20 protein-coding genes are annotated in these 25207 nt (G+C 58.9%); 3 read left to right on the plus strand and 17 right to left on the minus strand.

Annotated features, from left to right (window positions below):
- Positions 1-320 precede the first annotated feature (320 nt).
- The 4 genes from BLR44_RS25775 to BLR44_RS25790 all read right to left on the minus strand — a co-directional run bounded on the left by BLR44_RS25775 (position 321) and on the right by BLR44_RS25790 (position 9642).
- Positions 321-647 carry a hypothetical protein gene (locus tag BLR44_RS25775; RefSeq protein WP_089687831.1) on the minus strand — a complete coding sequence of 109 codons (327 nt, stop codon included), beginning with the start codon at positions 645-647 and terminating at the stop codon, positions 321-323.
- Between the two features lie 799 nt (positions 648-1446).
- Entirely contained in the window at positions 1447-2097 is a 651-nt protein-coding gene (locus tag BLR44_RS25780) for a nucleotide-binding protein (protein WP_089687835.1), read from the minus strand.
- Between the two features lie 362 nt (positions 2098-2459).
- Positions 2460-3563, minus strand: a complete 1104-nt coding sequence (locus BLR44_RS25785) for a Fic family protein (RefSeq protein ID WP_089687839.1) — start codon at positions 3561-3563, stop codon at positions 2460-2462.
- Positions 3564-3780: 217 nt separating this feature from the next.
- A complete protein-coding gene (locus tag BLR44_RS25790) occupies positions 3781-9642 on the minus strand; it encodes a T9SS type A sorting domain-containing protein (protein WP_089687843.1) in 5862 nt (1953 codons plus the stop codon).
- A gap of 494 nt (positions 9643-10136) precedes the next feature.
- On the opposite strand from BLR44_RS25790, the gene BLR44_RS25795 reads away from it, so the two are divergent.
- Positions 10137-10703 carry an HPP family protein gene (locus BLR44_RS25795; protein WP_089687847.1) on the plus strand — a complete coding sequence of 189 codons (567 nt, stop codon included), beginning with the start codon at positions 10137-10139 and terminating at the stop codon, positions 10701-10703.
- Positions 10704-11280: 577 nt separating this feature from the next.
- A complete protein-coding gene (locus BLR44_RS28745; RefSeq protein ID WP_143017477.1) occupies positions 11281-11529 on the plus strand; it encodes a hypothetical protein in 249 nt (82 codons plus the stop codon).
- 56 nt (positions 11530-11585) lie between these two features.
- Here the strand turns inward: BLR44_RS28745 and BLR44_RS25800 are convergent, their stop codons facing one another.
- From BLR44_RS25800 to BLR44_RS25820, 5 genes are all read right to left on the minus strand, one after another.
- A complete protein-coding gene (locus BLR44_RS25800; RefSeq protein ID WP_176956213.1) occupies positions 11586-12590 on the minus strand; it encodes a rod shape-determining protein in 1005 nt (334 codons plus the stop codon).
- 149 nt (positions 12591-12739) lie between these two features.
- Positions 12740-13423, minus strand: coding sequence for an MCP four helix bundle domain-containing protein (locus BLR44_RS25805; protein WP_143017478.1), 684 nt, complete (start codon positions 13421-13423; stop codon positions 12740-12742).
- 81 nt (positions 13424-13504) lie between these two features.
- Entirely contained in the window at positions 13505-13915 is a 411-nt protein-coding gene (locus BLR44_RS25810) for a GreA/GreB family elongation factor (RefSeq protein ID WP_089687856.1), read from the minus strand.
- Between the two features lie 60 nt (positions 13916-13975).
- Positions 13976-14920, minus strand: a complete 945-nt coding sequence (locus BLR44_RS25815; RefSeq protein ID WP_089687861.1) for a hypothetical protein — start codon at positions 14918-14920, stop codon at positions 13976-13978.
- Positions 14921-15105: 185 nt separating this feature from the next.
- The gene (locus tag BLR44_RS25820) at positions 15106-15360 is read right to left on the minus strand and encodes a CBU_0592 family membrane protein (RefSeq protein ID WP_089687864.1); all 255 of its coding nucleotides are present in this window, start codon (positions 15358-15360) and stop codon (positions 15106-15108) included.
- Between the two features lie 94 nt (positions 15361-15454).
- Between BLR44_RS25820 and BLR44_RS25825 the strand changes: the two genes are divergently transcribed.
- Positions 15455-16366, plus strand: coding sequence for a LysR family transcriptional regulator (locus tag BLR44_RS25825; RefSeq protein WP_089687867.1), 912 nt, complete (start codon positions 15455-15457; stop codon positions 16364-16366).
- A 9-nt stretch (positions 16367-16375) separates the two neighbouring features.
- Here the strand turns inward: BLR44_RS25825 and BLR44_RS25830 are convergent, their stop codons facing one another.
- The 8 genes from BLR44_RS25830 to BLR44_RS25865 form a co-directional block, all read right to left on the minus strand.
- The gene (locus BLR44_RS25830) at positions 16376-17623 is read right to left on the minus strand and encodes a sensor histidine kinase (protein ID WP_089687870.1); all 1248 of its coding nucleotides are present in this window, start codon (positions 17621-17623) and stop codon (positions 16376-16378) included.
- Complete coding sequence (locus BLR44_RS25835; protein ID WP_089687873.1) at positions 17620-18297, minus strand: response regulator transcription factor; 678 nt, start codon at positions 18295-18297, stop codon at positions 17620-17622. The genes BLR44_RS25830 and BLR44_RS25835 overlap by 4 nt, the downstream gene beginning before the upstream one ends.
- Positions 18298-18320: 23 nt before the next feature.
- Positions 18321-19184: a phosphatase PAP2 family protein gene (locus BLR44_RS25840; RefSeq protein ID WP_089687875.1), complete on the minus strand. Its 864-nt coding sequence runs from the start codon at positions 19182-19184 to the stop codon at positions 18321-18323.
- Between the two features lie 78 nt (positions 19185-19262).
- A complete protein-coding gene (locus BLR44_RS25845) occupies positions 19263-20036 on the minus strand; it encodes a phosphatase PAP2 family protein (protein ID WP_089687878.1) in 774 nt (257 codons plus the stop codon).
- 3 nt (positions 20037-20039) lie between these two features.
- Positions 20040-22457: a TonB-dependent receptor gene (locus tag BLR44_RS25850; protein WP_089687881.1), complete on the minus strand. Its 2418-nt coding sequence runs from the start codon at positions 22455-22457 to the stop codon at positions 20040-20042.
- Positions 22458-22487: 30 nt separating this feature from the next.
- Positions 22488-23522: a sulfite exporter TauE/SafE family protein gene (locus BLR44_RS25855; RefSeq protein WP_089687884.1), complete on the minus strand. Its 1035-nt coding sequence runs from the start codon at positions 23520-23522 to the stop codon at positions 22488-22490.
- 83 nt (positions 23523-23605) lie between these two features.
- The gene (locus BLR44_RS25860) at positions 23606-24073 is read right to left on the minus strand and encodes a PepSY-like domain-containing protein (RefSeq protein WP_089687887.1); all 468 of its coding nucleotides are present in this window, start codon (positions 24071-24073) and stop codon (positions 23606-23608) included.
- Positions 24074-24223: 150 nt separating this feature from the next.
- On the minus strand, positions 24224-25096 hold the full coding sequence (locus tag BLR44_RS25865) for an AraC family transcriptional regulator (protein ID WP_089687890.1): 873 nt from the start codon (positions 25094-25096) through the stop codon (positions 24224-24226).
- Between the last annotated feature and the right edge of the window lie 111 nt (positions 25097-25207).

The raw sequence follows: 25207 nt of genomic DNA on the forward strand, positions 1-25207 counted from the left end.
TGATGATTTTTTGAATTTTAAAAAAGAAGAAGAGTCAACCACGTTTAAGAAGGAGGAAACCGGCGTCAACCGCCTTTGTCTAACCGTGCATACGTGCCCTTAAAAAGGGAATTGGGCCGAGAACTAATTATTTAGTTATGCGCCTGTAACGCACGTAGGCCCTACATTCAGACGGAACGGTGGACATCATCCCCGTCATACGATCAGGTAGATGCCCGAAAATGATGGTAGCGCTCGGTGAAGCGACCTGTAACCTAGAGCTTCGGGCCTGGGGAGAGCAGCAGTCTTTCTGCCCTCCCCTCTTCTGCGAATTGCTCCGTTTAGCGCTTGCGTGAATCCCGTTCCAGTTTCTCTTCGATGGCGTCTACCATCCACTGGTGTCGCGACGGGCGTTTTTGCCGTCTGCCTACCGAGAGCGAGCGGATGTGTTCATCGAGTTCGTCGAGTAAACTCTGGTACAGACGCAGTTGTACCTGGCGGAGTGGGTCCTCCTCTTCCGTCGGTGTCGCGGCGGGAGCTGTGGCCTGGGGCTCGGCCGGTGCGGCAATGGTGCCACTCCCCTGGCGGATGAAACGTTCAATTTCAGCTTCGTCTGCTTTCGAGGCGGGCGTATCGGGTTTGCGCTTAGGTTTCGGAGTGAGTGCCATGGATCAGATCAATTGTTGCACAAGTTTACAAATAAGATTACAAATCACATCATGGATAAGGTAGTATGCAATATGACGCTTCATATCAAATTGTATAGGTTTAGTGATGCTGTCTTGATATGAGGATTGCTAACCATAGGCTCTTCTGGGTTGACCAGAAAGGATTTCATTCATACCAAATTCTCTGTTGCTGGTGGATGGGCAAGTAGTTCGCGTCGTTATTCTTTTCTTCGCTACCGTAGTATATCGAGATCTGTCTGTTTACGAAGCGTTTCTGACAAAGATCTGCCTCTTCAGTACGAATTCCTGTTTTACTCGAAGGTCATACTATACTACATGGTATGATCTAGCATACTGTTTTTAGTGTTAATGGCTATAGCTAATTCCTATGTATAATAATATGCATCATAGGATCAGTAACATAATGATACAGGTAGAGATCATATACTAACCTACAAGTTGAATAATATATGTTTATTGATTTGAAATATGATATTAAGACAGATACTATTTATGATGTTAGTAAATACATACACATGCTATTGCTTTATGTGTTAGATTCCTATCTTTTATGATAGGAATAAGATAGATTTTGGCAATGATTAATCCTACCAGTAAAGGTTCCAAGTACCTAAGGATTACGATATGAGCATGCTATGCAAAAAGATAGCAAACTAGGTGGTAAGAGATGTAGTAACGATGACGTTGATTAATCTACCACTTTTCATATCATAAGTGGTATGAGATAGCGCTTGAAAATGTGAGGAGTGTGCTCAGGAAAGGCCGGGAGGGAAGTGTGCTAGGCGAGCTTGGTAACGGTATCGAACAGGGTGGTGATTTCGTGAATTGCCTTGGCATCCTGGTTTTCCAGTTCAATTACGCCGAGGCCCGCGGAGGTCGCATCAGAAAAGGCTTTGCGCGAGTGGACGATTACGCCCAGGAAGGAGATGAGTTCGGATTGCTGGAGCGCTTCGGCGGCCAGCTGGTTGTCTTTGACAGCGGGGTTGGTGAAAGCATCGTTCAAAAACGAAAAAGCCTGAAGGGTCGGATTGAACGAACGTGCCTCCTCAATCAGCGCTTCTACTTTTTCCAACGTCCAGACATCAAAGGATTTCGGACGAAAGGGCACCAACACCACATCGGCCACGGTCAATGCGGCGCGCTGGCTGCCGGTGTCCCGTCCCCCCACGTCGATCACAATGTCCTGGTAACGCTCTTTCTGATTCAGTACTTGGGTGCGGAGGGTAGGACCGGTGAGTTTGACCGCCGTATACCCGGTTTTGCCCTCGAGGGCCGTATCGCGGAGCGTCGTGAAGTCACTGCTGGTTTCCTGTTCGTCGGCATCCACGAGCAGAACATCGCGCCCGCGGACGGTAAGCAAAACGGTCAGGTTCGTGGCGATGGTGGACTTTCCTGTTCCCCCTTTGGTGCCGGCAACTACATAGATCATGAGACAAACGATACGTGATGAATCTACCACAATACTACTGTATACCAATTATCAATGCAATTGTAATTGTATTTATCATATTTACAATCATATCAAATTAGATATATGTGTTAATACCTATAAGGCTTCTAAATAGCCTTTAACGCTTACTATTTATGATAGTATTGTATCGTTTTTATTGTATTGATCATATCAAAAATGATATGATAATAGGTAGCTCTTATGGTTCTGAAATAGGTATGTTGGCGAGCCTAGTGGCGAGCGATTCTGCCGATAGGGGAGGGGCATCAAACAACGATTGATGTGTGGTGAAAAGGCTATGGGCGTTAAGCGGTACAGGAGAGTCGGCTGCCCCGTTCCGTTCAGAGGGGCAGGTGATAGTGTGTACTGCGGCCGCCGCCGGCCTGTACCAGGACGCCCCACGCCAGCAGTTGCTGTAAATCGCGGGTGGCGGTGGCTTTAGAAGTTTTGGCAATGGACACGTATTTCCGGGCGTTCATTCCTCCTTCAAACCCTTCCGGCCCGGCGTCGAACATTTTTTTGACCACCTTGCGTTGGCGCTCGTTAAGAAGAGACCGGAAGCGGTCGAAGAACCGCGATTTGGCCAGCACAAAGTCTATCAGGGCGATGGTCTGCCGCTGGGCCTGTACAATGACGTCCACAAAGTAGAGGAGCCAAGGCGTGATCTCGTTGCTCTGCTGAGCTTTTTGCAGGGCAGCGTAATACGAAGCTTTGTCCGCTTCGATCGTTCTGGAAAGGCTCAGCAAGACCGGACGCCCCAGCGTTTGCGATAGGGCTTTTTCGGCCAGGACCCGCCCGATGCGACCGTTGCCGTCTTCGAACGGGTGAATGGATTCAAAGTAGAGATGGGTGATGGCAGACCGCACCGGCGCCCTTTTGATTTCATGCCTTCCACCCGGCGCCGTCTCGTTGAACCAACGGATAAACCGCTCCATCTCTTGAGGCACCAGAGAGGAGGGGGGCGCTTCAAAATGCACTTTTTCCTTCCCCAGTGCGCCGGACACCACTTGCATCGGTTCTTCGTGGGTGCGCCATGCCCCGAGGTGGAGGTGGCGCTCCTGGCGCAGAAGCATGGTGTGCCACGCAAAAAGTTTTTCGGCCGTGAGGGGATCGGCAAACGTCCTGCGCGCATCAGCCATCAGCTCGCCCGCGCCCTGTGCCCGTTTGTCCCGGATGGCTTCGGGAGTAGGGTTGAGGCCCAGGTTGTTGCGGACGGACGAGACCACATCGGGGCGAGACAGGTATTCTCCTTCAATGGCCGACGTCTTTATCGCTTCGGCCACCATGAGGTCGATGGTCGCTTCGAGCTGAAGATGATCCGGCACACGCGTCAACAGACCGGTGACCTGCCCGGTTTGTTCTGCAAAGCGGAAGAGCGCTTCTTCGAGGGGCGCTAGCGCATATCTGAAAATGGGCCAGTCGGGGTGTTGCCAATTGTACCGCATGAGCCGAATCTAGAGTTTATTCGGCTCAAAAATAAGCAAAACGTGAGTTGAATAGGGAAGATAATCGGCTCACGCACTGAAATCGAGCGTTACAAAGAAGTGTGTGACTGTGACGTGAAGGCTGTCCTGAGAAGCCCTTCCTTCAGGAGGGCCTTCATCACGATCCGAAGAAATAAAGCAACCCTCCTGAAAAGCCCTACTTTTCAGGAGGGTGGGCTTACTGGACAATGAGCTTGTGTACGACCGTAGCGTCCCCCTGCCGCAGGTGCAGGTAGTGAAGCCCTGGGGAAAGCCGGGGGAGTTGATCCGTAATCGTCGCGGGAGGACCCACGGGCATCACCTCCTTGCGCCATTCGGTGGCCCCCAGCGGACTGACTACCCATACCTGAACCGCCTCACCCTTGCCCCGGTGGTGGATGACCACCTGGATCGCCTCGCCGTCCGAAGGGTTGGGGAATACCTGAGCCTGCAGCGGGGGGGCGGTCACCTGCACGGAGAGCAGCGGCGAATAGGTCACCGCGCCGTCGAAGTCTACCTGCCGTAGCCGGTACACATAGGTGCCGCCCGTTACATCGTAATCCGCAAACGTGTAGGTGTACGGCTCCGCCGTCGTGCCCTGTCCGTCGCGTCGGCCGATCGGACGGAAGTCGGACCCGTTGTCGGAGCGCAATACTTCGAAATACGCATTTTCCGTTTCGGTCGCGGTCGCCCACCGCAAGCGCACAGCCGACGCTTCGTAGTGGCCGTCGAACGTCAGCAACCTGACGGGGAGCGGCGTATCCTGGAGGCTGCTGGAGGCGAGGGTGAAATAACTGCCGTTGGGCAGGTCGGCTACTTTAACCTGATGAAACGTGTAGCGATTTCCGGCTTGCGAGATCGTGGGCGAGACAACGGTGGCGTCTTCAAACGTACCGTCCTGGTCGACGAGGAGGCGAAGGTTGCTGGCCTCACCCACGTTCACGTCCGTGAGGTCAAAGGTCAGATCAAGCGTGCCGGAGGGCTGGTTGGTGGTGCTGACCTTCCATACCCGGGTCAGGCGCGATTCAATGCCGGAAGGCACATCGGCCACCTGGCCCTTCTTTAGATCCTGCCCGTTATCCCCCCAACCGATGAACTGCTGGTCGGCGGTGAACGGCTCGTTTTTCAACATGCTGACCGCACTGCCGGTGTTGACCGATTGCGACCACTGCTGGTGCAGGGCAGTGGCATCGTCGCGCCCGATCAGCGCAATGTCGTGGCGATAGGCACGGTAGCCGGGGTCACTGTCGACCGGATAAGTAAGCGTACCGGTAGAGGAGGTGTAATCCATGGTGCCCTGTTGCAGCGTAATGCCGTATTTGGTCGCCAGGTAGGAGTGCACCCGTTGCAGTTCCTGGGACGAGATGCGTTTGGGAAACACCATCACCTCGCTCAAGGCGCCTTGCAAAAAGTTAGCGCTTTCGCCTTTGTTCGCACCGATCACCCAGGCGCCGGTACTACTGCTCGCCGCGTAGGTCGCCGCGAGGTCGGGCTGGCCGTTCAGGTACCACTGCTGCGACGTAGTGGCGAGATCATAGGTATACCCGTAGATGCCCGGCGCGGTGGTGGTGTAGGTAGCGGACGAGTTGGTGGCGGTGCCCCCCAGGTTGGTGTAGAGCGTGCCGGCCGGAGCGTTGTCGTAGCCCAACAGGTTGCGCCCCGTCCCCCCGCCGCCGTTTTTCTGCGAGAGAAGCATGTGCAACCGGTCCTCTACCTCGGGTTGAGAGACGGTAAACACGCTAAACGCGGCGGTGGCCGGGTTCTGGGTGAAGTTGGTTGTCAGCCGCTGGCTGATCCCGTCGAAATGAAGGGCCTGATGTCCGTTCATCGCCTGGCTCGCAACGGTCGGCTGGTAGGGTGCTGTGCCCGTTGCCGTGTAGCCATTGCCGCTTTGGTCCTGCCACGAAGCCACGGGGCAGCCGCCGGTCGCACAGCTGACGCCCGCATCGGCGCGGAGCCAGAGGGCCGTTGCGACACCTCCCGGCTTGGAGGGTGCCTTGGCCGTGGCCAGGGTAAAGACCGTACCGTCCACCAGGTCGACGCCTTCGAACGTGACCACATTGCCCGCCCACGAGGTGGCTTCCAGGGTCTGGACGAAGCCATCGCTGAAATCGCCGTTGGCGTCCAGCATCAGAAGGAAGTCCTGCGCACGGGTGCCGGTCACCGTCAGGCCGCTCAAGTTGAACGAAAGGGTCACCGGACCAACCGTGCCGGTTTTTGCCACGCGCCATTCCCGCCGGAGACGACGGGTGACATTCGCGGGTGCGTCCGTCGGGTTGGGGTCTTCGGTCAGTGCCGCGTTATCGTTGCCCCAGGCCAGGAAGGAGAAATTATGGGTGAAACTGGTAGGATGCGTCACGGTGACGATGGCGTCGCTGTTGACGCTGCGGGATGCGCGCTGGTCGAGGGCCGAAAGGTCGTCCCGCCCGATGGCGGCAATGTCGTTGGCGTACAGGCTGAAGTCGGGGAGTACCTGCGTGGCCGGAAAGAGCACGGTGCCGTTGGAAGCCACGTAGTCCTGCCGGGTAGTCTGGTCGAGGGTAAGGCCGTATTTGATGGCCAGATACGACTGAATGCGTGCGTGCTCTGCATCGGCCGTTCGGTTGGTGAACGTAATCACTTCAGCCACCTTTCCGTTGAAAAAGGCCGCCGCTCCCGACGAGCCAGGGTTGGTGTTGCCGACGTTGTAGGCGGTGTTGACGATGGTGCTGAAGCTGTTGACCTGGCTGTTGTCGACGTTCACCCCGTTCAGGGACAGGTTCAGGCTGTTGGCTGCCGCATTGTCCCGCACGGCGATCAGGTAAGGCGTCGCCGCTGCATAAGTGGCGTTGCCGGTCAAGCCTCTCCGCCAGTTGGTCGAACTGCCGTCCAGGTGTAAGATGACTTCGTTGGTGAAAGAGCCTGTGATGCTGCCCAGGCCTAACCCTCCGTAGTTGTAGGTGTTGGCGGAAGAACCCATGCCGAACGGCATCTGTCCGGCCAGGGTACGGCTGATGGCCGCATCGGGCGACAGAACAATGTAGTAGGAACGCGAGTAGGCTCCTGCTGTACCGCCGATGTAGTCGTTCGTGCCGTCGAAATCGAGGGCCGGGTTGCCGTTGATTGCGTTAGGGACGTAGGTCGGGCGTGCCGCTGCTGTGGCATTAGTGGCGTGGTTGGTGCGGCCACTCTGGTCGGACCAACTGGCGACCGTCGCGCCGGAGGTGGTGGTGCTGGTGCCGGCGTTTGCTTTCAGCCACAGCCCCATGGCGGTCGCTGCGCCTCCGGGGGTCGATGGCGCGATGCCGACGGTAAATACCTCGCCACTGGCCAGGTCTACGTTTTCGAAGGTCACGACGCCTCCGGCATACGTCGTAGCGGGAATCAGACGTTGCGTTCCCGATGCAAACGTCCCGTTGTCGTCCACGAGCAGCACCAGGTTGCCGGTCGGCAGGGTGAGCCCCGATACGTCGAACGACAGCGCAAGCGCGCCGGGGGTGTTGATCTCGTACATTTTCCAGGCGCGGGCCAATCGCTGCGTAACGCCAGCCGGCAGGTCGGCGGTAGAAAAGGCCAGAGCACCACCGTTATGGCCCCAGACCGAAAACTGCCGATCCATTGCGAAGGCGCTGGTTTCTACCGTGAGGCGCGCGTCATTCTGGATGCTTCTGGATTTCCGCTGGAGGAGCCGGGAAGCGTCGTCCCGGCCAATGCCGGCCACATTCCGGTTGTAAGTCGTTTCGGTGCTTCCCGGGAAAATAACGTCTCCCGCCGAGTTCAGGTAGTTAGCACCCGGAAGCGAGACGCCGTACTTAATGGCCAGGTACGTAGACACTTTCTGTTGCTGTACGGTGGTCAGCGTGATGTCTACCAGAATAAATTCGGCCATCTCCCCGCGAAAGCGCTCGGTGGCGCTAAAACCTCCTGAAGTGAGGTTGTCCAGGTCCTGACCCAACACCAGCGCGCCGGACTGCCGCAGGTTGCCGGCGTTTAAGTTGGCTGTCGTAGGGGCCTGGTAATCGAGGCGCAGTTCGCTGTCTACCCCTGCGGCTCCGCCATCGTTGCGGTACGCACCGGCCAGAATCCGCGTGCGGCCGTCACGTACCTCGGTGGGGTGGATAAGCTGGCGACCCAGTTTAAAGGTTTGCTGCACTTGGTTGGCAGTAAGTTCCAGGTGAAAATCGTGGTCGTCGCCGGAAGTGGCCGACGGGGCCAGGTACGAGGCCACGGTCTGACGGTTGACGTTGTCGGCGGTCTGCGTGACGGCAAAGTAGGAGAGGTTCGCGGTAGGAAAGTTGTTGATCTCGGGTACGCCCAGGTAGTCGGACGGGTTGCGAAACGCAATGGACGGGTTGAAGTTGAAAGCCGTGTTGGTGGCCGCCGCGATGTAGTCCGGCGTGGTGCCGAGGGTCGTGAGCGCGGTCGTCGTAAACGGATAAGCGCCGCCGCTCTGGCCGGTCCAGCGTGAAACCTGCTGTGAGCCGTTGTAGGTGACGGCCTGGTCAGCCCGCAGCCAGATGATGAGGCTGGCCGCCGGAATGCCTCCCGGTGCCGCATCGGGTAAGTTGATCAGCGCGCAGTCGAGGTTGGAGGCCGGGGGAGACGTTAAGATCTGCAAACCGCCCACACCCCCACTGGCGTAGCTGCCCGTCCCGTTCTGGCCACCCGCGCCTTCGGTGACCTGCACGGTGCCCGTCGAGGCAAACGTGCCGCCCCGTCGGATCAGGAGTACGTTACCACCCCCGCCGCCGCCGCCGCCGGCATCGTTACCACCGGTGATGCTTTCGCTGGTCGTGCCGTTTCCTCCGGTCGCCGCGATGGTGAAGGGACTGAGGTTGTCCGTGCTGGTAAGGAGCACAATGGTGCCGCCCGCCCCACCGCCGCCACTGCCTTCGGTGTTCGCCCCCGCGCTCGATCCGTCGTCGCCGTGGTTGCCCCGTGCGCGAATCAGGCCGGTACCAGCCCCTTGAAGCGCATTGGCCCGGATGACGATGATGCCCCCGCCGGGACGGCCGCTGGACACCTCCAGCCGGTTGGTGGTTTCGTCGTCTATGCCGCCAGAGCCCCCGCCGCCGCCTAAAAACAGACGTGCGCCCGCGTCCAGGCGCAGGGCCGTGCCGCCCGCCGAGATGGTGGAAGAGTTAAAGTTGGGGGAGGCCCCGCCGCCGCCGCCGCGCCCCCCGTTGCCGCCGCCCCCGCCGCCCCCGTCTTCGGCAGAAGATCCGCCGGCGTTGCCGGGTGCGCCGTAGCCTTTATCCGGGTCGTAGATACCGCTGGTGGTGCCGGGATAGCCCTGGGGTAACCCCGTGGTGCCGACCAGGGCTGTAAACGTGTCGTTGAATCCGTAGACCTGGCGGGGCGTACCGGCGATGCCTTCGCCGCGGTAGCCGGTATCGTTGGCGGTCCGCTCGTTCAGCTGGCGAAATCCTCCCCGGAAGCCAGCGTAGTCGGCATCGAGGGTGCCGTTGAGCGTAAACGTATGGTTGACGTCCAGGGCAATGACTCCGCCCGTAGTGCCGTTCCAGGGGTACGTGGTGATTTTGCCTCCCGTTTGTAGCGTCAGGTCGTAGAAACTGGCGACTTTGACCACCTGAAAGGTCCTGCGCCCGATGGTGCTGGTGGGGGTAGTTTCTTGCAGATACGAGTTGGTCAGGGCTGCTTGCAGTTGCAGGGTGCCTCCGGCCGCACCGAGGGTATTTTGCGCCACGGCGTATTCGTACTGCCCGGCGATGTAGTTGGGGTTGGTCACAAAACCGGCTCGGTCCTGTCCACCCGGCCCGTCGCCGTAATTGCCCGTGTTGTCCGGCAGGGTCGGCACAATCTCCGCGCCTTGCATCTGAATCACGAGCACCAGGTCACCGGCCTGAATGGTACCGTTGGCCCCGCCGGCACGTTCTGCGCCCAAGCGGATCGTGGTGCTCCCGGCCAGCGCGTTGCCCGCCCCCGGATGATAGGCATTCAACACCACGGTGGACGTGACCGTCAGGCTCGTGGTAGACTCCAGGCAGTTTTGTCCAAAAAGTGGAGACGTAATGCAGGCGCCCCACCACAGGAGCACCGGGAAAAGATACCGTAAACGCATCTACCTCAAAAGGTTAAGTAAAAGGGGGTTGGCTAAAAATCATGCGAAGTAAATGCGGCGTCCGGAAGTATTTTCTGCCAAAAGAGACGCTTTTGTGGGATGTATGAAAAGCGTAGTTTGATCCGTTTGGTGTATATGATGTTTTTGGGTGATTGGGTTTCATCGGAAACCCATGCCGCAAATTTCATATGCTAAAGCGGTCATCTGTCAGCGGCGAGGGAGAGGGGCGTTTCTGTCTCGGCCGTTCGGGTTGCCAGCTTCCTGAACGGTAGCGTATGATTTCGGGAGCCGCGCAAGCCGATGGTCGTGCCGCACGCATAAACGAAACAAATCTGTCCTAAACGTCGGAGGGGAGTCACGAGCGTCCCGTCACCTCCTGCGCGATTCGCCGGAAGCGCATCTCACCCGGCGCCTCCGTATATTTTACGATGGTGGCCCAGCAAAACCCTACGTAGGTTTGTGGTTTCGCACCCGCACGCCGTTTTTGTAGTGGCATGAAATCAAAAAAAGCTTTTCGGAAAGCCCGGTACATCGTCTATCGTCAGACGATCCTCGACCCCTGGGACCACCTGTGGACGTTCTTAGGCGCTTTGATCGGCATCGGCCTCATCGGCTTGTTGCAGCACTACTTTTTGTCACAGACCGAAAATTTATTCCTGATCGGTTCTTTTGGTGCCTCGGCCGTGTTGATTTACGGCGCTACGAACAGCCCCCTGGCCCAACCCCGCAATCTGGTGGGTGGGCATCTGATCAGTGCGCTCCTCGGCGTAACGGTCGCCTGGCTGTTTCAGGGCACGGAACTGGCCTGGCTGGCGTGTGCGCTGGCCGTGGCGCTGTCGATCGTCGCGATGCAGATTACCAAAACCATGCACCCACCCGGGGGCGCTACCGCCCTGATTGCCAATCTGGGCAGCGAAAAGATCACGAACCTGGGATTTGGCTATGTGCTGATGCCGGTCCTAAGCGGGGTGGTAATTCTGTTGGGCGTCGCGTTGGTGTGCAACAACTTGCCTAAAAACCGCCGTTACCCGTACCGCCCTCCCAAACGATCGCCGCGCTGATGAACCAATCAGCACTCCTACGGTCTAGCGTAAGGTGGTCGAATTCATGCTCGGTTGAGCCTGTACAGGTTGGCAACAGGTTGTCGGACCAACAAACTACGACCTAAACGGCATCGGACTGTTCGAGGGCTGGCACCGGCTGGCGGTTGTCATCGCTCGCGATGAGCAATCGTTCAGATAGGACATGCTTCCCATGCGCGGCCTTCCTCGCCTTCAAAAACACCTCGACCTACATGTTGGGCAGGGCCCGGCCCACGTAGCCATAAAAGCGTTAAATTCAACCCAGGGTGTTACTGGGAATCGGGTAGCTAAATCGACTCGATCGAAAGTAACGGAGGCTGTTTACTGCGCGAAAATTGAGTAGCGCAGTTTACCCTTACTTTGCTCATTCCCGTCCCGTCAGTGTCATAAAGGCTGGTAGCGTGGGAAAAGACAGCCCCAAAATGTGAGGTTCCGTACAGGAGCTTTTTTCGTCGAGCTTCTCTAATTCCAGGGTAGCTGATTCGAGAGTCCTAATTTTTAAAACTGTATATTTGCAATTGTAAAAATGATTTGACTACTCTATTCCGTTCGGTCGATGAAATACTTACCCTGCCTACTCTGTTTGCTCGCTTCCTGTTCGGAAATTGCCCCTGCGTATGTTGTGGAGCCCCCTTCGGTAGAGGAAGGGCGTATTCGCTGGATCATCACCCACAAGTTTGGGGTGGTTGAACTGGCAGGCTGTGAGTATATCGTAAGTCCGGTGGACGGCGGCTATCACCTCACTCATAAGGGGAATTGTGCGCATTGCCACACCCGGGATACGGCCGCCAAAGCGCCCCTTTAAAGTGCTCCCTCGTGTCTTGTAGGCGCTACACCGCCCGTTGCCGTCACCTGAAGAGTTCAGCGCAGAAGGGCCGGGTAGTGGGTAGGGTGTTGCAACAGGTAATATAACCCCTGCGCTACCGAAAAAAGCGGAAACGTGGGGATGGAGACGGGCACCCCCAACGTCGTCGCCAAACGCAGGCGAAGCCCTCGCAGCAACGCACTTCCTCCGGTCAACTGAATCCCCTGCCGGGCGATTTTTTCGGTCATCCCGGCCGGACCCTGGGCCAGCATTTCCTGTAGCGCCTGTTCGAGGAGACGCAGGGGTGCTTCCAGGGGCGAGAGCAGTTCCTGGTACCGGATCGTCCGCTGCACCGGGGTACCGTGCCGCATATGGTGGCCCGTCAGGGTATACGCCTGGGGCGCAATGGTCAGGGCTTCCGTCGCGGCGCCAAGGTGCAGCTTCAGCTGTTCGGCCGCCTCCCAGGAAATGTCTAGTTCGTAGGCCGCGTGGACGTACTCCTGCAGGGCTTGCGTCAGGCGATCACCGGCCACCGGAATGGTGCGGTGGGCAACAATCTCGGGAAACGAAAGGAGGGTGATTTTGGCGCTTTCTCCCCCCAGGTCCATGAGCAAGGCACAGGATTCGGGGGGTAGGGCGGGCCTGAAGCTCAACGCCGCCGCCAGCGGTTCGTACACCAGGGCGGTGCGTTGCCCCCCTAGTTTGCACAGGACCTGACGCCGGGCTTCCTGTTCCTGGATCGTCGTTTCGTACGGCAGGTTGCCCAGCACCCAGGCAAATTCCTGCGCGGGCAGCACGCCCGGATAAAGCTTTTCTACGAAGGCAGAAAGCATGTGTGATGCCAGTGTGGAATCGGTCACCGCGCCCTGGCAGAACGGTTTGGTCACCCGGTAGTGCCGGCGCGGGAGTTTTTGCATCTCGAACGCGGCGCCCCCCACGCGGACCGGCCATTGCGGCGACAGCGCTACCAGCGACGGTTCTTTGAGTTGCAGCCCTTCCTGATTGGCCACCACCGTGCTGTGGCATCCCAAGTCAAAGGCGATACTCGCGTTTCCAGGCATATGGCCGGTGGCGTACGACCTGGTCACGTCCGGCCGTACAGACGATACGCGTGGTGAAGGAAGGACCGTAAGAGGGGATGATGAAACGTGTGACATAGCGTGGTGGTGATGTAGATTCAATGAGACGGTAGGCTTTCTCTGGACAGCCTTCAATTCAGTGTGGGTTTAGGAGGCGTGCGCAGAAAAACTCGTGACTCCAGCAAGAGCACCTGCGCGGCCACCCCCAGCAGGAGTGTAACCCCGATGAGCAGGTACGTCAGGAGGTTGGCTTCCAGTAACTTGTGATGCGAGCCTTCGTAGAGCGTCAGTCCCTCGGACGTTTGCAGCGAAGTCAGGGTTTGAAGTGTACGGGTCAGTTGTTGAAACAGCGGTTGACTTTCCGAAGCATACAAAAGGGCCGCCTCCTGCGTATGCCCGGCGTTGCTCAGCGCCAACAGATGCTGTTGCTGCTGCTGGTACTGGTGCAGGTCGCGGAGGTACTGGGCAAGAGACTGCACCTCCTGGTCGATCAGGTACGTATGCGCGAATTGAGTCATGTAAAGATCCATCTCGCGCAGGTGGTCCTGCATCTGCGCTTCCAGGCGTCGACGCGTTTCCGGCGAAGGGGCGTGGAGGTGTTCCTGAAACAAGAGTTCGTTTTGATACAGCCGCTCCTGCACACAGGCCAGGTCGCGGGTCGGGAGCAGACGATCCAGGTAAAGGGACATCACCGACCGGTCGGCCGCGAGCACGTGCCGGCGAATCAGGGAGGTGGCCAGCAGACTCAGCACGAAAACGAGGAGCACCCCCAGCGCCAGCCGATACGTTTTGCGGAAGATGACGACGTGTTTCATGGCATCAAAAGCTTTTAAAAGCACTTCAGGCACGGATTGAATCAGAGGGTTGCGCTGCAAGAATATGGTGAAGAAGGCGTTCTACAGACAATAGGATTCTGCTGTCTCCGGCTGGTAGACGATCTGCTCAATGCAGATGGGAACCGTGCAGGGGTACGCGTCCAGGAATAGGGTGTCGCCCACCTTTCTGCCCAACAGCGAAAGGGCCATCGGGGTCAAGATGGAAATGAAGTGTTGCCTGACGTCGGCTACCTCAGGGTAAACCAGGCGGATGTCCTGGCGGCGATTCTCGTGGACGTAGCGAATTCTCACGACCGAATTCATCGTCACCACGTCGGGTGGCATGTCGCTAGGTTCGATCACGGTCGCCGCGTTGACGCTATCCAGCAAGGCCGTTACCAAGGGCATGGTGGCCTGACCATAGAGCTGCGCACGAAGCGCGCTCTTGCGCAGGCGGGAATAATCGGTTGTGGTAAGAAGTAAACGAGCCATACCTCACACGTTAAAAGGTTAAAAAAAGCAGACCAAGGAACGAGGCTTGGCCGCATCTAATTAGAGCGCCAAGGCGGCCAACTGATGCAGGGCCTTTTCGTCTAAATCGTAGCGATCGCGGATGGTCAGTGAACTGCGGCTGTTGAGCAGCGCATAGTTGATGGCATTGTACACGAGCCACAGGGACGAATCGACCCGCAACAGCTTTTCTTCTTTGCGCAAGCGTTCCAGCGCAATGCGCGAGAGTTGTTTGGGAAGGCCCGTCTCCGCCATCAGGTCCTGCAACTGCGGGGGCGCGGGTACCTGCGCCAGCCAGTCGTAGACCTGAGCCGTCACCGAACTCTCCTGGGTCATGAACCGCGCAATGAGGTCCTGAAGAAAGTCCCGGAAAATGGTTAAGTCCAGCTTTTTGTGGGAGATGCGCTTGTAGAGATCCGGTGCGGCGGGTGCCACGCTTTTCCGGGCTTTGGGCGATCGGCCCGCCTGCAACCATTGCTGGTATTGCGTCAGCGAGGAAAAATCGTCGGCCCAGCCCATCAGGCCGTTGGAGCACACCGTGCGGTAGTAGCTCACGCGCGCCTGGGTGCCGTGTTGGCCTTGCAAGGTAGAACCCTGAATGGTAAACGGAGATTTTCCGCTGTAGGAGTTGTTGAAAATCAGCGACTTGAAAAGCGCTTCCTGCCCCACGTTCACTTGTTGGGGCAAGATGATGGTGATGCTGAATTCCCCCCGATCCGTATAGTGAATGTCCAGCCGATAGTCCGGGATGCAGGCATCGACCACTTCGCGGAGGAGTTGGTTGGGAATCAGGCTGTAGTCTTTTCCTTGCAACGCAAAAACCTGGAATTTCCCCGGTGCCGCTTCTCCGACGATGGCCTTTTGCCGGTCGGTCGCCAAAAGCTCGTAGTGGGGGGGGAGAAGCGTCTCCAGGGGGCGGGTCTGGACGGGAAAGCAGATCTCGTCCCACTTGTCCGCACGCTCGAGGGAAGTACTCACAAAGGTCATAGCGATCAATTTTTTCTAAACTTACAATTGTAAATTTGCAATTGCAAATTATAAAGCCCACTCTTGCGATCTCTCCAGTCCTTACAAAAACAAAGCGTCCTGCCCACCGGAGTGAGCAGGGCCGTGGACCAAACTAGTTACGGAGGGGCTCAGTAAAGGGCTCGGTTGGCGTTGACGAAGCCCGCTCAAATCCTTTGGTACAGCTTCAGGAGGGCGGCCGCCGTAATCAGCAGCCAGATGGCGTTCAGCACCCAACTGGCCGGGGCTTTTTTGAGCACCGCGTACACGATCAGCAGAAAACTCCCCAGGATGTTCAGGGCCAGGTACTGCACCGACTGGCTACTGAGCATACTCAGGCTGTTCAGGGCAAAGGCCATCAGCGAAAAGAAGGCTCCCAGCCAACCGACCGCTTCCCGCACGTACTTTTGCAGCATCATCATTATGATTCGACTTTAGGCTGCAAAAGAACGCGGTGCGCAGCATCGGAAAAATGCCAAATGTTGATTGACTCATGCACAAATCAGATCAGTAGCGGTGGACCTACAACAAATACGATACTTTATTACGCTGGCGCGCGAACTGCACTTCTGGCACACGGCCGAAAAGATGTACATCACCCAGTCGGCCCTGAGCCGACAGATCAAGTCGCTGGAAGAAGAGTTGGGCGTTCAGCTGTTCGAGCGTACCAAGCGAAGCGTGAAGCTCACGGCCGCGGGCGCTTTTCTGCGCGACCGGTGGGAGCTTCTGCTGGACGAGATTGATCAGATCCATCGGCAAGCCCGGAAGATGCACGCCGGAGCCTATGGTGCGCTGGTGATGGGCTATCCCGGCTCCATTGCCTACGGTTTTTTGCCCGAAGTGCTGGCTCGCGTGGCCCACAGCTTTCCCGAGCTCAAGATCGAGCTGATCGAACCTACCGACATTCAGTTGGAACAGCTGCTATTGCAGGACAAAATGGACCTGGCTTTCCGGCGAGAACCCGCCCAAAATCCGACCCTGGCGTCGGTCTGTCTGTATTCAGAACCCTTTTCGGTGGTGGTGCCGATGGCCCATCCGCTGCAAGCGCATACGTTTCGGGGGCTTGAAGATTTGAAAGCGGAGCGCTTCATTTTGTCGGGCCTGCACCACCCTACGTTTTATGCCAGTTGCCTGCGTCAGCTTTTTCAGGAGAACCAGTTTGAGCCCGACGTCTACATCGAATCCGACTTCGGCGCGATGATTCTGAGCCTGGTGGCCAAAGGGTTGGGCGTCACCATTCTGCCAAGTTCCTACGCGTACAGCAGCCTGCCGGGCGTGCGCTTCATCGATCTGCCGCAAACCATCAGCCTGTATGCGCTCTGGCGCAAAGACAACGCTAGTCCCGTGGTGAGAAATGTCCTGCAACAGGCTCAACAGCTGGCCGAGACGTTTCGCAGCCAGGACCGCGATTCCGCATCCGCGCTTTAAACGATCCTCCTAACCACGGAAGGTGGTACGAAACGTGTGCAGTGCTGCCTCCCGCCGGTAGCGGATCTGCCATCCGTGGGTGCGGGCAATTTCCTGCACAATGGCCAGGCCCAGCCCGTGCGAACTGCTTTCGGGGTTGCCCTTGCGGAACCGTTGGAACAACTCATCGATCGGAAGCGCCAGGACCTCGCCGCTGTTGGCGATGGTGAGGGCGTCGGGCGTCAACGCCAGGTGCACGTGTCCCTGCGGGGGCGTGTAGCGCAGCGCGTTCGACAGAAGGTTGGAGAGCAGCATCTCCAGAAGCAGCGGGTTTCCCGACACCACGACGTGCGGCAGGGGCGAAATATCCAGCGTAACCTGCCGGGCCTCGAACAGTTCTTCCAGCCCTTCGAGTTGCTTTCGCAGAAGCCCGGTCAGGTCTACGGATTGCGCGGTATCGAACTGTTGGTTTTCGAGGCGGGCCAGCAGCAGCAGGCTCCGTCCGAGGCGGGAGAGCCGGTCGGCCGCTTCGCGCGCCACCTGAATGTCGTCGGCCATCGCCGCATCGACGGCCGGATGCTGACTCAGGCGATTCAGTTTGGCCTGAAGGATGGCCAGCGGCGTCTGAATCTCGTGGGAGGCGTTTTCGGTGAATTCCCGCAGGGTGGTGTAGTCGGCCTGTACCTGTTGGGTCAGCGTCAGCAGAGCGGTGCGCAGTTCACTGAATTCGGTTACCGGCGTGGCGGGCAGTTCCAGCGGCGCGGGGGCGCGGAGGGAGAAGGTGCGAAGCGCCTCCAGAAACCCGAAAAACGGCTGCCAGAGGCGGCGGGCGCTCCAGGTGGTGACGGCGGCGTTGCCCAGCGTGAGCAGCAGGGCCATGACGAGAAAGATCACAAAGATGCTGGTCAGCAGCTCTTCCCACGCCAGCCGGGAGGCAATCACGCGCATGCGGTACACGGTGCCGTCGACCGGGCGGACCACGGTCAGCATGCGGTAAGGTTCCATTTCGTCTTCCAAGGCATCGTACATAACCGTGTCTTTCCCGACGACCGAGGGGGGCGTTGCGGGCGCTACCGGCTCGATCAACACGAACGGGTCCGGATGGGCCTGCGCAGACTCCAGGTGCGCGAACAGGTAATCGGCCCGCAGGGCCAGTTGCTCGTCGATCTCGTCGGTCACAATCGCGTCCAGCACAAAGAACAACGCGCTGCCCGCCACCACCAGCACCAGGGCAGCGTAGCGGAACTGGGTACGGCCGATCTGCTGCAACAGGTTCATGACGCGCTGAGTTTGTAGCCCATGCCGTAAACGGTGCGGATGTAGTCTTCCAGCCCGACGGCCGCCAGTTTTTTGCGCAGGTTATTGATGTGGACGTAGACAAAGTCCAGGCTGTCGACCGAGTCGTAATGGTCGCCCCACAGGTGCTCGGCAATGGCCTGGCGGCTCACCACGCGGTTTTTGTTCACCACCAGGTAGAGCAGCAGTTCAAACTCCTTGCGGGTCAGGTCCAGGGTTTCGGGGCCCGCCTGTACCGTTTTGGCCTGCGTGTCGATGGCCAGTTCCTGAAACCGTACCCGCGAAGCGCCCTGGAAACTGCGCCGCCGGATCAGGGCGTTGAGCCGGGCGTTGAGTTCCTCGAAGTGAAACGGCTTGGTCAGGTAATCGTCGGCCCCGCGGTTGAGTCCCGTCAGCTTGTCGCGCAGCGAATCTTTGGCGGACAGAATCAGTACGCCCGTTTCGGGATGTTCCTCCTTGAGAACTTGCATCAGGTCCAGGCCCGTGCCACCGGGCAGCGTGATGTCGAGCAGCACCACGTCGTAGGCGTAAAGTCGCAGCTTTTCCTGGCCTTCCCGATAGGTGGAGGCCCACTCGCACAGAAATCCCTGTTCGGCCAAAAAGGCCCGCAGTTCGTCGCGCAGCGCCGGTTCGTCTTCCACCAGGAGGATTTTCATACGGAGCAAGTTACGGTAAATCGCTAGGGAAGGTGATACACCAGATAGAGGCCATTGCCCGCCAACCCGAAGTCCAGCCGACGGCTTTCCAGGTCGGGCGGTAACTGGAAGCGATGCAGGTGGGGGATGAGTACCCCAATGCCCGCGCCCACGGCGTAGCCCACCAGAATGTCGGTCGGAAAGTGGCGTCCCGCTTCGAAGCGCAGCAGGCCCACGGTGGCGGGCACCAGCGCGGCCCCGGTCCAGGCGACCGCTTTCACGGTGGGTTGTTCGGAGTAGCGGGAAATCAGGTAAGCCGTCAGGAAACTAAACGCGGCCGTGTTGGACGTATGACCTGAGAAGAACGAGTGCCGGGCATCGGACACACTTTTCTGCGCGACGGGCACCTCGGGGTTGTAGACGTAGGGACGGACCCGTTGCACCGATCCTTTCACAATGTTAGTGATGCCCAGGGTGGCCGTGGCGGTTTCGGCGTACACAACCAGCACCGGAATGAACTCGCGCCGCACGTCGCGCGCGGTCAGCAACAGCAGCGGCGACACCGCCGCGACACCCGCCACCAGATCGCTGGCCCGGGCGATGCGCGGATTCCACCGGTACGTGGCGGGCCGGTCGAACGCGTTGATTTGCTCCCGGTTATAGGCCGCGAGCTGATCCGGCGAGAGGGCGTGCGTTTCCTGCGCCAGGTATTCTCCCAGAATGGCCAGTCCGCCCCCGCCGAGGAGGAGGGGCACATCCCGCTGCCACCGAAACTCGAGGGTGCCGGGCCGGAGGGGCTCCGGATCTGCCAACGGTTGCGCCCCGCCGTAGCCGGGCAAAAGCCAGCAAAGCCAGACCATAACCAAAGGAGCGGGAGACCGGAAGAGGGACGATTTATAAAAAGGCATACGTTCGTAACTAGGCCTGCAAAAGAAGGGAACGACTTTAAAGAAAACTTAAAGCCGGCGCCGGCCTGGCCCCTCGACCTACGGAGAAGTTGATTCCGTCGGGTTGCGCCACCGCATCAGCATGATGCCCAGCACGAGCCAGCTGCCCCCGAGCAGATACCCCGCGGCCACATCGCTGAGGAAATGGACGCCCAGGTAGATGCGGCTGAACCCCACCACCAGAACAAGAAGGGTACAGACGGCCAATGCCAGCACACGCCCGCTGCCGGCTAGGGTATTGGCCAGCAGGTAGCCGGCTAGCCCGTATAGCGCCAGGGCGGTGGCCGCATGACCGCTCGGAAACGAAAAGCTATTGACAGAGTAATAGGCGACCGTTGCCAGGGGGCGGATGCGGTGAAAGACCTGTTTTCCGTAGTAGACCGACAGGGCCATACCGGCCATGACCAACACAATGGCGATGGCTTGCCGGTAGCGGCGGCGGTAGAGGGCAATGAGCGCCATCGCGCCGGTCAGGGCGATGCTGGCGTAGGAGGAGGCCGCGTAAGTAAGTCCGTAGAGCAACTGACTGAAGAAGGGGGTGCGGTAGCGGAATAAAAACTGCGTGACGTGTCGGTCGATCTGCACCATCGGCTCTCCGTTCACCAGGTTTTCGGCCATTTCCGAAAAGAGCATGCCGTTGACGATCAGCAGACCACACAAGCCCGTCAGCGTCAGGCCCGTGAACGGTCCCCACGTCAGGCGGCGGAGTAAAAATGCATAGAGGCCGGGAAAGTGGGTACGTAACCACCGGGCGGGCCGCGATGAGGTGAGCCACCGGGCCAGGGCCTCGGCCGATTGGAAGAACGGCGCCATGCGTCAGAATTTGTAGCTGTAGCCGAGGCGGATGACCTGCGTTTCGTAATAGTCGGTGCTGCGGTAGGAGAAGCCCGCGCCCTGAATGTCGCGCCGGATCACCAGCGTATTGAACAGGTCGGTGGCATTCAGAAACACTTCGCCTTTGCCTTGCTGGAGCGACTTTTTCACGCCGACGTCGACTGAAAAACGGGCCCCGATTTTCCCCTGAGGAATCAGATCCGGAGCCAGGTACACCGCCGTCACTTGCGCCCCCCAGGCGTTAGGCAGGCGCAGCGTGTGGTTCCACTTCACGTTGCCGGACCACAGCCGTTGCAGGGGCGCGGAAAATACATTGGGGGCGGGGTACAGGTTCTGCACCGTAAAGGCGTTGATCTGGTTGCGGTAGACGTTCCCGTTGAGCGTGAACGAGTACCAGGGCGTGACGTCCTGCGCCAGCACCACCTCGGTCCCGGTGTTGTAGCTCCGCCCGGCATTCTGGAAAATGGCGTAGATCAGCCTGCTGTCGCCCACCGTACTGGCGATGCGGGTGATGGTGCCCTGCGCCATCCGGTGGTACAGCGCCGCGTAGAGCGAGCCCCCGTCCCAGTTGGTCTTGTAGCCCGCCTCCAGCGTGTTGGTAAACTGCGGCCGCAGGGCGGGGTTGCCCACTTTGATGATCTCCGCGTCGTCGTACTTGGGGAAAATGCGGATGTCCACTTCGTTGGGACGGTCCACCCGCCGGTTGTAGAACAGCGACAGGCGGTTGTTTTCGTCGAACTTGTAGGCCAGGCGCACCGTCGGGAAGGGCTGAATGTAGTGGTAGCCGTTGCTGCGGTAGGTGGGATGGTCGGGGTTGACTTCGTAGCGCAGGCCGACGTATTCCATCCGCAGGCCCAGTTCCGCCTCCAGGGTCGGGGTTTCGAACACATAGGTGCCGTACAGGGCAGGAATCGTCTCTTTGTAGGTGGCCCAGCCGCCCGCGGCCGAGTCCAGCGGTGAGTGAAGGCCCGGAAAAAACTGCATGTCGGTCGGAATCACCCGCCGCCGGAATTTGGCGCCGGTTTCCAGGCGGCCGTAGGTCAGGGGCCGCACGTAGTCGAGGGTGACGTCGGCCACGTGCTCGTCGGACAGCAGCTTGAAGGCGTCGTGTCCGGTATAGTCGGGCAGTATGTTGTCGAAGAAATACTTTTCGTTTTCCCGGTGGTAGGTGTAGTTCAGCCCCACACTGAGCGTATGCCCGGCCTCCGGAAACCGGTACACGTTGGCGGCGGTGGCCATTACGGTGGTCTTCAGTTCGTCTTCCAGAAACTGCCAGAGGCGGTAGCGTTCCGACAAATCGCCGTTGAAGAAGGGCTCGTCGCCCCGGTCCAGAATTTTTTCGCTGCTCACTAATCCCGACACGGTCAGCGTATGGTGCTGTCGCCATTGCCAGTCGACGCCCGCTTTGGTGGTCAGGAAACCGGTGTTGCGGTTGCGCTTGGTTTGCTGCTGAATCACGGTGCCGTCGTCGTAGGTGCGGGTCACAAACTCGTTTTTGTTCAGAGTCTGCGTATAGAGGTAGTCGCCCTGCACGAAGGCGTTGACCTTGTCGGTCCGGTAGTTCAGCGCCAGCGACGGGTTGATTTTCGGCGTAGCCTGGTACTGCGGCCGGATGGTCGGCAGGTTGCCACGCCGCACCCACAGCGCGCCGAGGCCCGTCGTGAGGGTGGCCGTGCCGTTCCAGCCCTTTTGTTGCTCCTTTTTCGAGATGATGTTGATGATGCCGGCATTGCCGTTGGCATCGTAGCGCGCAGAGGGGTTGTTGATGATTTCGATCGTTTCGATGGCCGAGGCGGGCAGGTTGTCCAGTCCGGTCTGGCTGTTGAAGCCCGTCAAGGCGGTTTGTTTGCCGTCGATCAGGACCATGACCTGGTTGCTCCCCCGCAGCAGCACCTGTCCGTCCTGCACGGTAACGCCCGGCAAATTTTGCATGGCCTGCAACACCGACCCGCCGCGCTGGCTCAGGTTCTGCGCGACCGTATAGGTTTTCTTTTCCAACTGCTCGCTGATGGCCTCCTGCCGTCCGGTGACCGTCACTTCCTGGAGGGTCGCCACCTGTTCCTGCAATTCGATGGTCGCGACAGTCAGAAAGTCGGAAGCGCTGCCCACGTAAAGCGGTACCTGGCGCGTCTGGTAACCCAGCAGCGAAACCTGCAGTACGTACGAGGCGGGAGGGAGGGGCGCAAGCGTGAAGCGCCCGGCGTCGTTGGTCACCGTGCCCGTCACAAAGGCCGAGTCCGGTCCGGTGACGACCACCACGTTCACGTAAGGCAGCCCCGTTTGCGCGGCGGCGTCTTTCACTTGTCCGGAAACGGTGACGGAAGTCGACTGCGCGCCGACGGAACAGGGGAGAAGCCCCCCGAAAAAACAAAGCAGAAAAAGAAAATAAGAATCACGCATGGGTATGGAATTGAAAACGGTATGTCGGCGTCAGGCTACGTCCAGGATGCGTTCGGAGCCGTCCGGTTGCCGGAAATGAACTTCGTAGTGGTGGGTGTGCCACCCGAATACTTCTTCGATGAGGTGCGGCGGTGCCATCCCCTGATGCGCCCGCACGTTTTGTTGGACTTCCGGGGGCAGGGTGGCCCGTGCGACGGTTCGTTCCAGGGCCAGGCCTTCCTGTTTTTCCAGCTCCAGGGTCCATTGCGTGGCCTGCCACTGCACCCGGGTTTCCAGCCCGCCTTCCACAGCACGAACCGCCAGGTGTAGGTGCGCTTCCTGCGCTAGCTGGCGACCAGACGCCTGTAGCATAAAAACGCCGGATACCACCATGGCCGCATACCCGATCCGTCGGAACCAAGTATCCCGGACGCGGGGCAATACCCATTGCATTCCCCAGGAGGCCCCCAGCGCTGCCAGGGCTACGGCTCCACCCAGGCGGAGGGCGTTTCCGGTCAGCAGACCCAGGTGGGCGTAGAGGCCCACCTTCACCAGATGCAGAAGCAATTCGTTGGCCGCCCGCGTGGCGACGATCTCTTCTTTCTCCATACCGTACCGCAGGTAGAAGCGGTTGAACAGCACCCCGACCGCCCCGGTCAGGCCCGACACAAACCCGGCACCAAGGCCGATCAGGCTGAGTCCCCAGGCGGGAAGCGGCGCGCCGCTCGTTTCTGAGTTGGGTTTGCGAAACAGCTGAGGAAGGTTGCTGACCAAAAAAAGCCCCATGAGCAGCTCCAGGTACTGCGGGTTGACGTAGCCCAGTAGCCACGCCCCGGCCGCCACGGCTGGCACCGCCGCGGGCACAAACCAACGGACCACGTCCCAGCGAATCGCCCGGAAAAAGGTCACGAGCCGGGAGACGGAACTGACCGCCGTCCCAAGCGACAAAGCCGCCGGCACCTGGGCGGTGGGCAGAAATCCGCCCAACAGCGGAATCAACAGCAGCCCGGCCCCGCCCCCGGAAATCGCGCTCAGCGAGAAGGCGACCAAAGCTGCCGCAAACAAAATACCCGTTGAAGAAATCATCGTCGTATGAAAAAAAGGCCGCCAGGAAGAACCTCACCGGCAGAAGTAGCCTCCTGGCCGCACCTTCTACGCTCTAATATAGATTAGTCTTGGTCCTGATCGTCTTCTTCCTGAAGCTGCGACACAACGGTGCCGTCGGGCCGGAAGGTGACTTCCAGGGTGGTTTCGCCGTGTTCCAGTTCGGTTTCGAAGATGCGCGTGCCGTCGGCTTGCTCTACCGCTTCGGCTTCTTCGACCTCATACTCCCCGAATTGAGTGGCGAGCGTACGCCGTATGGCATCGGGCAATGCTTCTGGGTCGAGTTCCATTTCCGTCTCCAGCCACTGGCCCTCGGGCGAGAAATTGGCGGAGTACGCTTCCCCGTGCTGCTTGAACTCCGCTTCCCATTCCTGGGGATTTTCCTGTTCCCACCGCACGGAGGTAGCTTCGGGGAATTTGGTTTCAAACGCCTGCTTGACGGCATCGGGAACACGGGTCGAGGCCGCGGAGGTGCAACTGAGCAGCGGCAGGCTGAGCAACGCGGCCCAGGAAAGCAATCGGAAGGTGTGCATGGTGAGTTGGGTCTAGGAGGGTACAAAAAACAGCGTGCCCCTTGCTGCGAGGAACGCCTCGGCATACACAAACCTAGAAGACGACTTTAAAGAAAACTTTAAGAAACAAACCAGGGAGGGGAGGCTCCGCCCGCCGGCGGGCGAGTCGACTCAATAATGCGGATTCAGAAACTGCTTGCGGTAATGAAAAGGCGTTTCCTGCGTCACGCGCTTGAACTGGCGGTTGAAGTTGGAGAGCGTCGGAAAGCCACACTCGTAGGCGATTTGCGTAATGCTGAGGTGTTCCTGCGCCAGGAGCTTGCAGGCGTACCCGATCCGGATCTCGCTGACAAACGCCGAAAACGTTTTGTTGGCGTGCGCTTTGAAATACCGGCAGAAGGCCGAGTCGCTCATGCTGGCCAGCGCCGCGGCCTCGCTGAGGCGAACTTCCCCCTTGAAATGGTCCATCACGTAGGTGTGCACCCGGTTCATCCGGTCGGCGTCGGTCGGGTTGTAAGCATGCGAGTAGCCCAGGCTGGCCACCGGCCGCCATTCGGACGAAGTCGCCAGGACGTGCAGCGCCTGCAAAAGCGCCAGCACCCGGTCGAAGCCTTCCAGCGTGAGCATCCGTTGCATGGCCGCCGTCAGGTAGGTGCGGGTGGCGCCCACCACTTCCACGCCCCGGTGGGCCTGGTGAAAAAGCTGCCGCAGCGCGTGCATTTCCTGTTTTTCGAGAAACGCTTCTCCCAGAAAATGCTCCCCGAAGTAGATGACTAGGCCGTGCGTTCCCGGCGAATCTTCCTGGAAATAGAGGTCGTCACTGCGCCAGAGGTGCGGCAGGTTGGGACCGGTGAAAAGCACTTCGCCCTCCTCGAAATGGGCGATCGAGTCACCGATGAAGCGCGTGCCGGACCCCTTCAGCACCAGAAACAGCTGGTATTCGGGGTGAAAGTGCCAGTTGGGGTCGAAATACGGATCGCGCAGCTCCCGGATCACAAACGCCTGATCGGCCGAAATGGGGATTTTCTGGATGGCGGCTTTCATGCCACTAGGCTAAAATTTCTGAAATCAGCGATAATATACATCGTACAGGTCAAAATACAGTCAAAAATCGGCAACATCCAAGAAGAATTCCTACCGGGAAAGCGACAACTT

The sequence above is a fragment of the Catalinimonas alkaloidigena genome (genome assembly GCF_900100765.1).
Taxonomy (GTDB): domain Bacteria; phylum Bacteroidota; class Bacteroidia; order Cytophagales; family Flexibacteraceae; genus Mooreia; species Mooreia alkaloidigena.

Coding starts and splice junctions, on each gene's coding strand:
- BLR44_RS25865 (WP_089687890.1), bottom strand. CDS start 25,096: ATGAAAGCCGCCATCCAGAAAATCCCCATTTCGGCCGATCAGGCGTTT.
- BLR44_RS25790 (WP_089687843.1), bottom strand. CDS start 9,642: ATGCGTTTACGGTATCTTTTCCCGGTGCTCCTGTGGTGGGGCGCCTGC.
- BLR44_RS25840 (WP_089687875.1), bottom strand. CDS start 19,184: ATGCCTTTTTATAAATCGTCCCTCTTCCGGTCTCCCGCTCCTTTGGTT.
- BLR44_RS25850 (WP_089687881.1), bottom strand. CDS start 22,457: ATGCGTGATTCTTATTTTCTTTTTCTGCTTTGTTTTTTCGGGGGGCTT.
- BLR44_RS25820 (WP_089687864.1), bottom strand. CDS start 15,360: ATGATGATGCTGCAAAAGTACGTGCGGGAAGCGGTCGGTTGGCTGGGA.
- BLR44_RS25815 (WP_089687861.1), bottom strand. CDS start 14,920: ATGACCTTTGTGAGTACTTCCCTCGAGCGTGCGGACAAGTGGGACGAG.
- BLR44_RS28745 (WP_143017477.1), top strand. CDS start 11,281: ATGAAATACTTACCCTGCCTACTCTGTTTGCTCGCTTCCTGTTCGGAA.
- BLR44_RS25805 (WP_143017478.1), bottom strand. CDS start 13,423: ATGAAACACGTCGTCATCTTCCGCAAAACGTATCGGCTGGCGCTGGGG.
- BLR44_RS25795 (WP_089687847.1), top strand. CDS start 10,137: ATGAAATCAAAAAAAGCTTTTCGGAAAGCCCGGTACATCGTCTATCGT.
- BLR44_RS25860 (WP_089687887.1), bottom strand. CDS start 24,073: ATGCACACCTTCCGATTGCTTTCCTGGGCCGCGTTGCTCAGCCTGCCG.
- BLR44_RS25835 (WP_089687873.1), bottom strand. CDS start 18,297: ATGAAAATCCTCCTGGTGGAAGACGAACCGGCGCTGCGCGACGAACTG.
- BLR44_RS25830 (WP_089687870.1), bottom strand. CDS start 17,623: ATGAACCTGTTGCAGCAGATCGGCCGTACCCAGTTCCGCTACGCTGCC.
- BLR44_RS25775 (WP_089687831.1), bottom strand. CDS start 647: ATGGCACTCACTCCGAAACCTAAGCGCAAACCCGATACGCCCGCCTCG.
- BLR44_RS25785 (WP_089687839.1), bottom strand. CDS start 3,563: ATGCGGTACAATTGGCAACACCCCGACTGGCCCATTTTCAGATATGCG.
- BLR44_RS25845 (WP_089687878.1), bottom strand. CDS start 20,036: ATGGCGCCGTTCTTCCAATCGGCCGAGGCCCTGGCCCGGTGGCTCACC.
- BLR44_RS25800 (WP_176956213.1), bottom strand. CDS start 12,590: ATGCCTGGAAACGCGAGTATCGCCTTTGACTTGGGATGCCACAGCACG.
- BLR44_RS25810 (WP_089687856.1), bottom strand. CDS start 13,915: ATGGCTCGTTTACTTCTTACCACAACCGATTATTCCCGCCTGCGCAAG.
- BLR44_RS25780 (WP_089687835.1), bottom strand. CDS start 2,097: ATGATCTATGTAGTTGCCGGCACCAAAGGGGGAACAGGAAAGTCCACC.
- BLR44_RS25855 (WP_089687884.1), bottom strand. CDS start 23,522: ATGATTTCTTCAACGGGTATTTTGTTTGCGGCAGCTTTGGTCGCCTTC.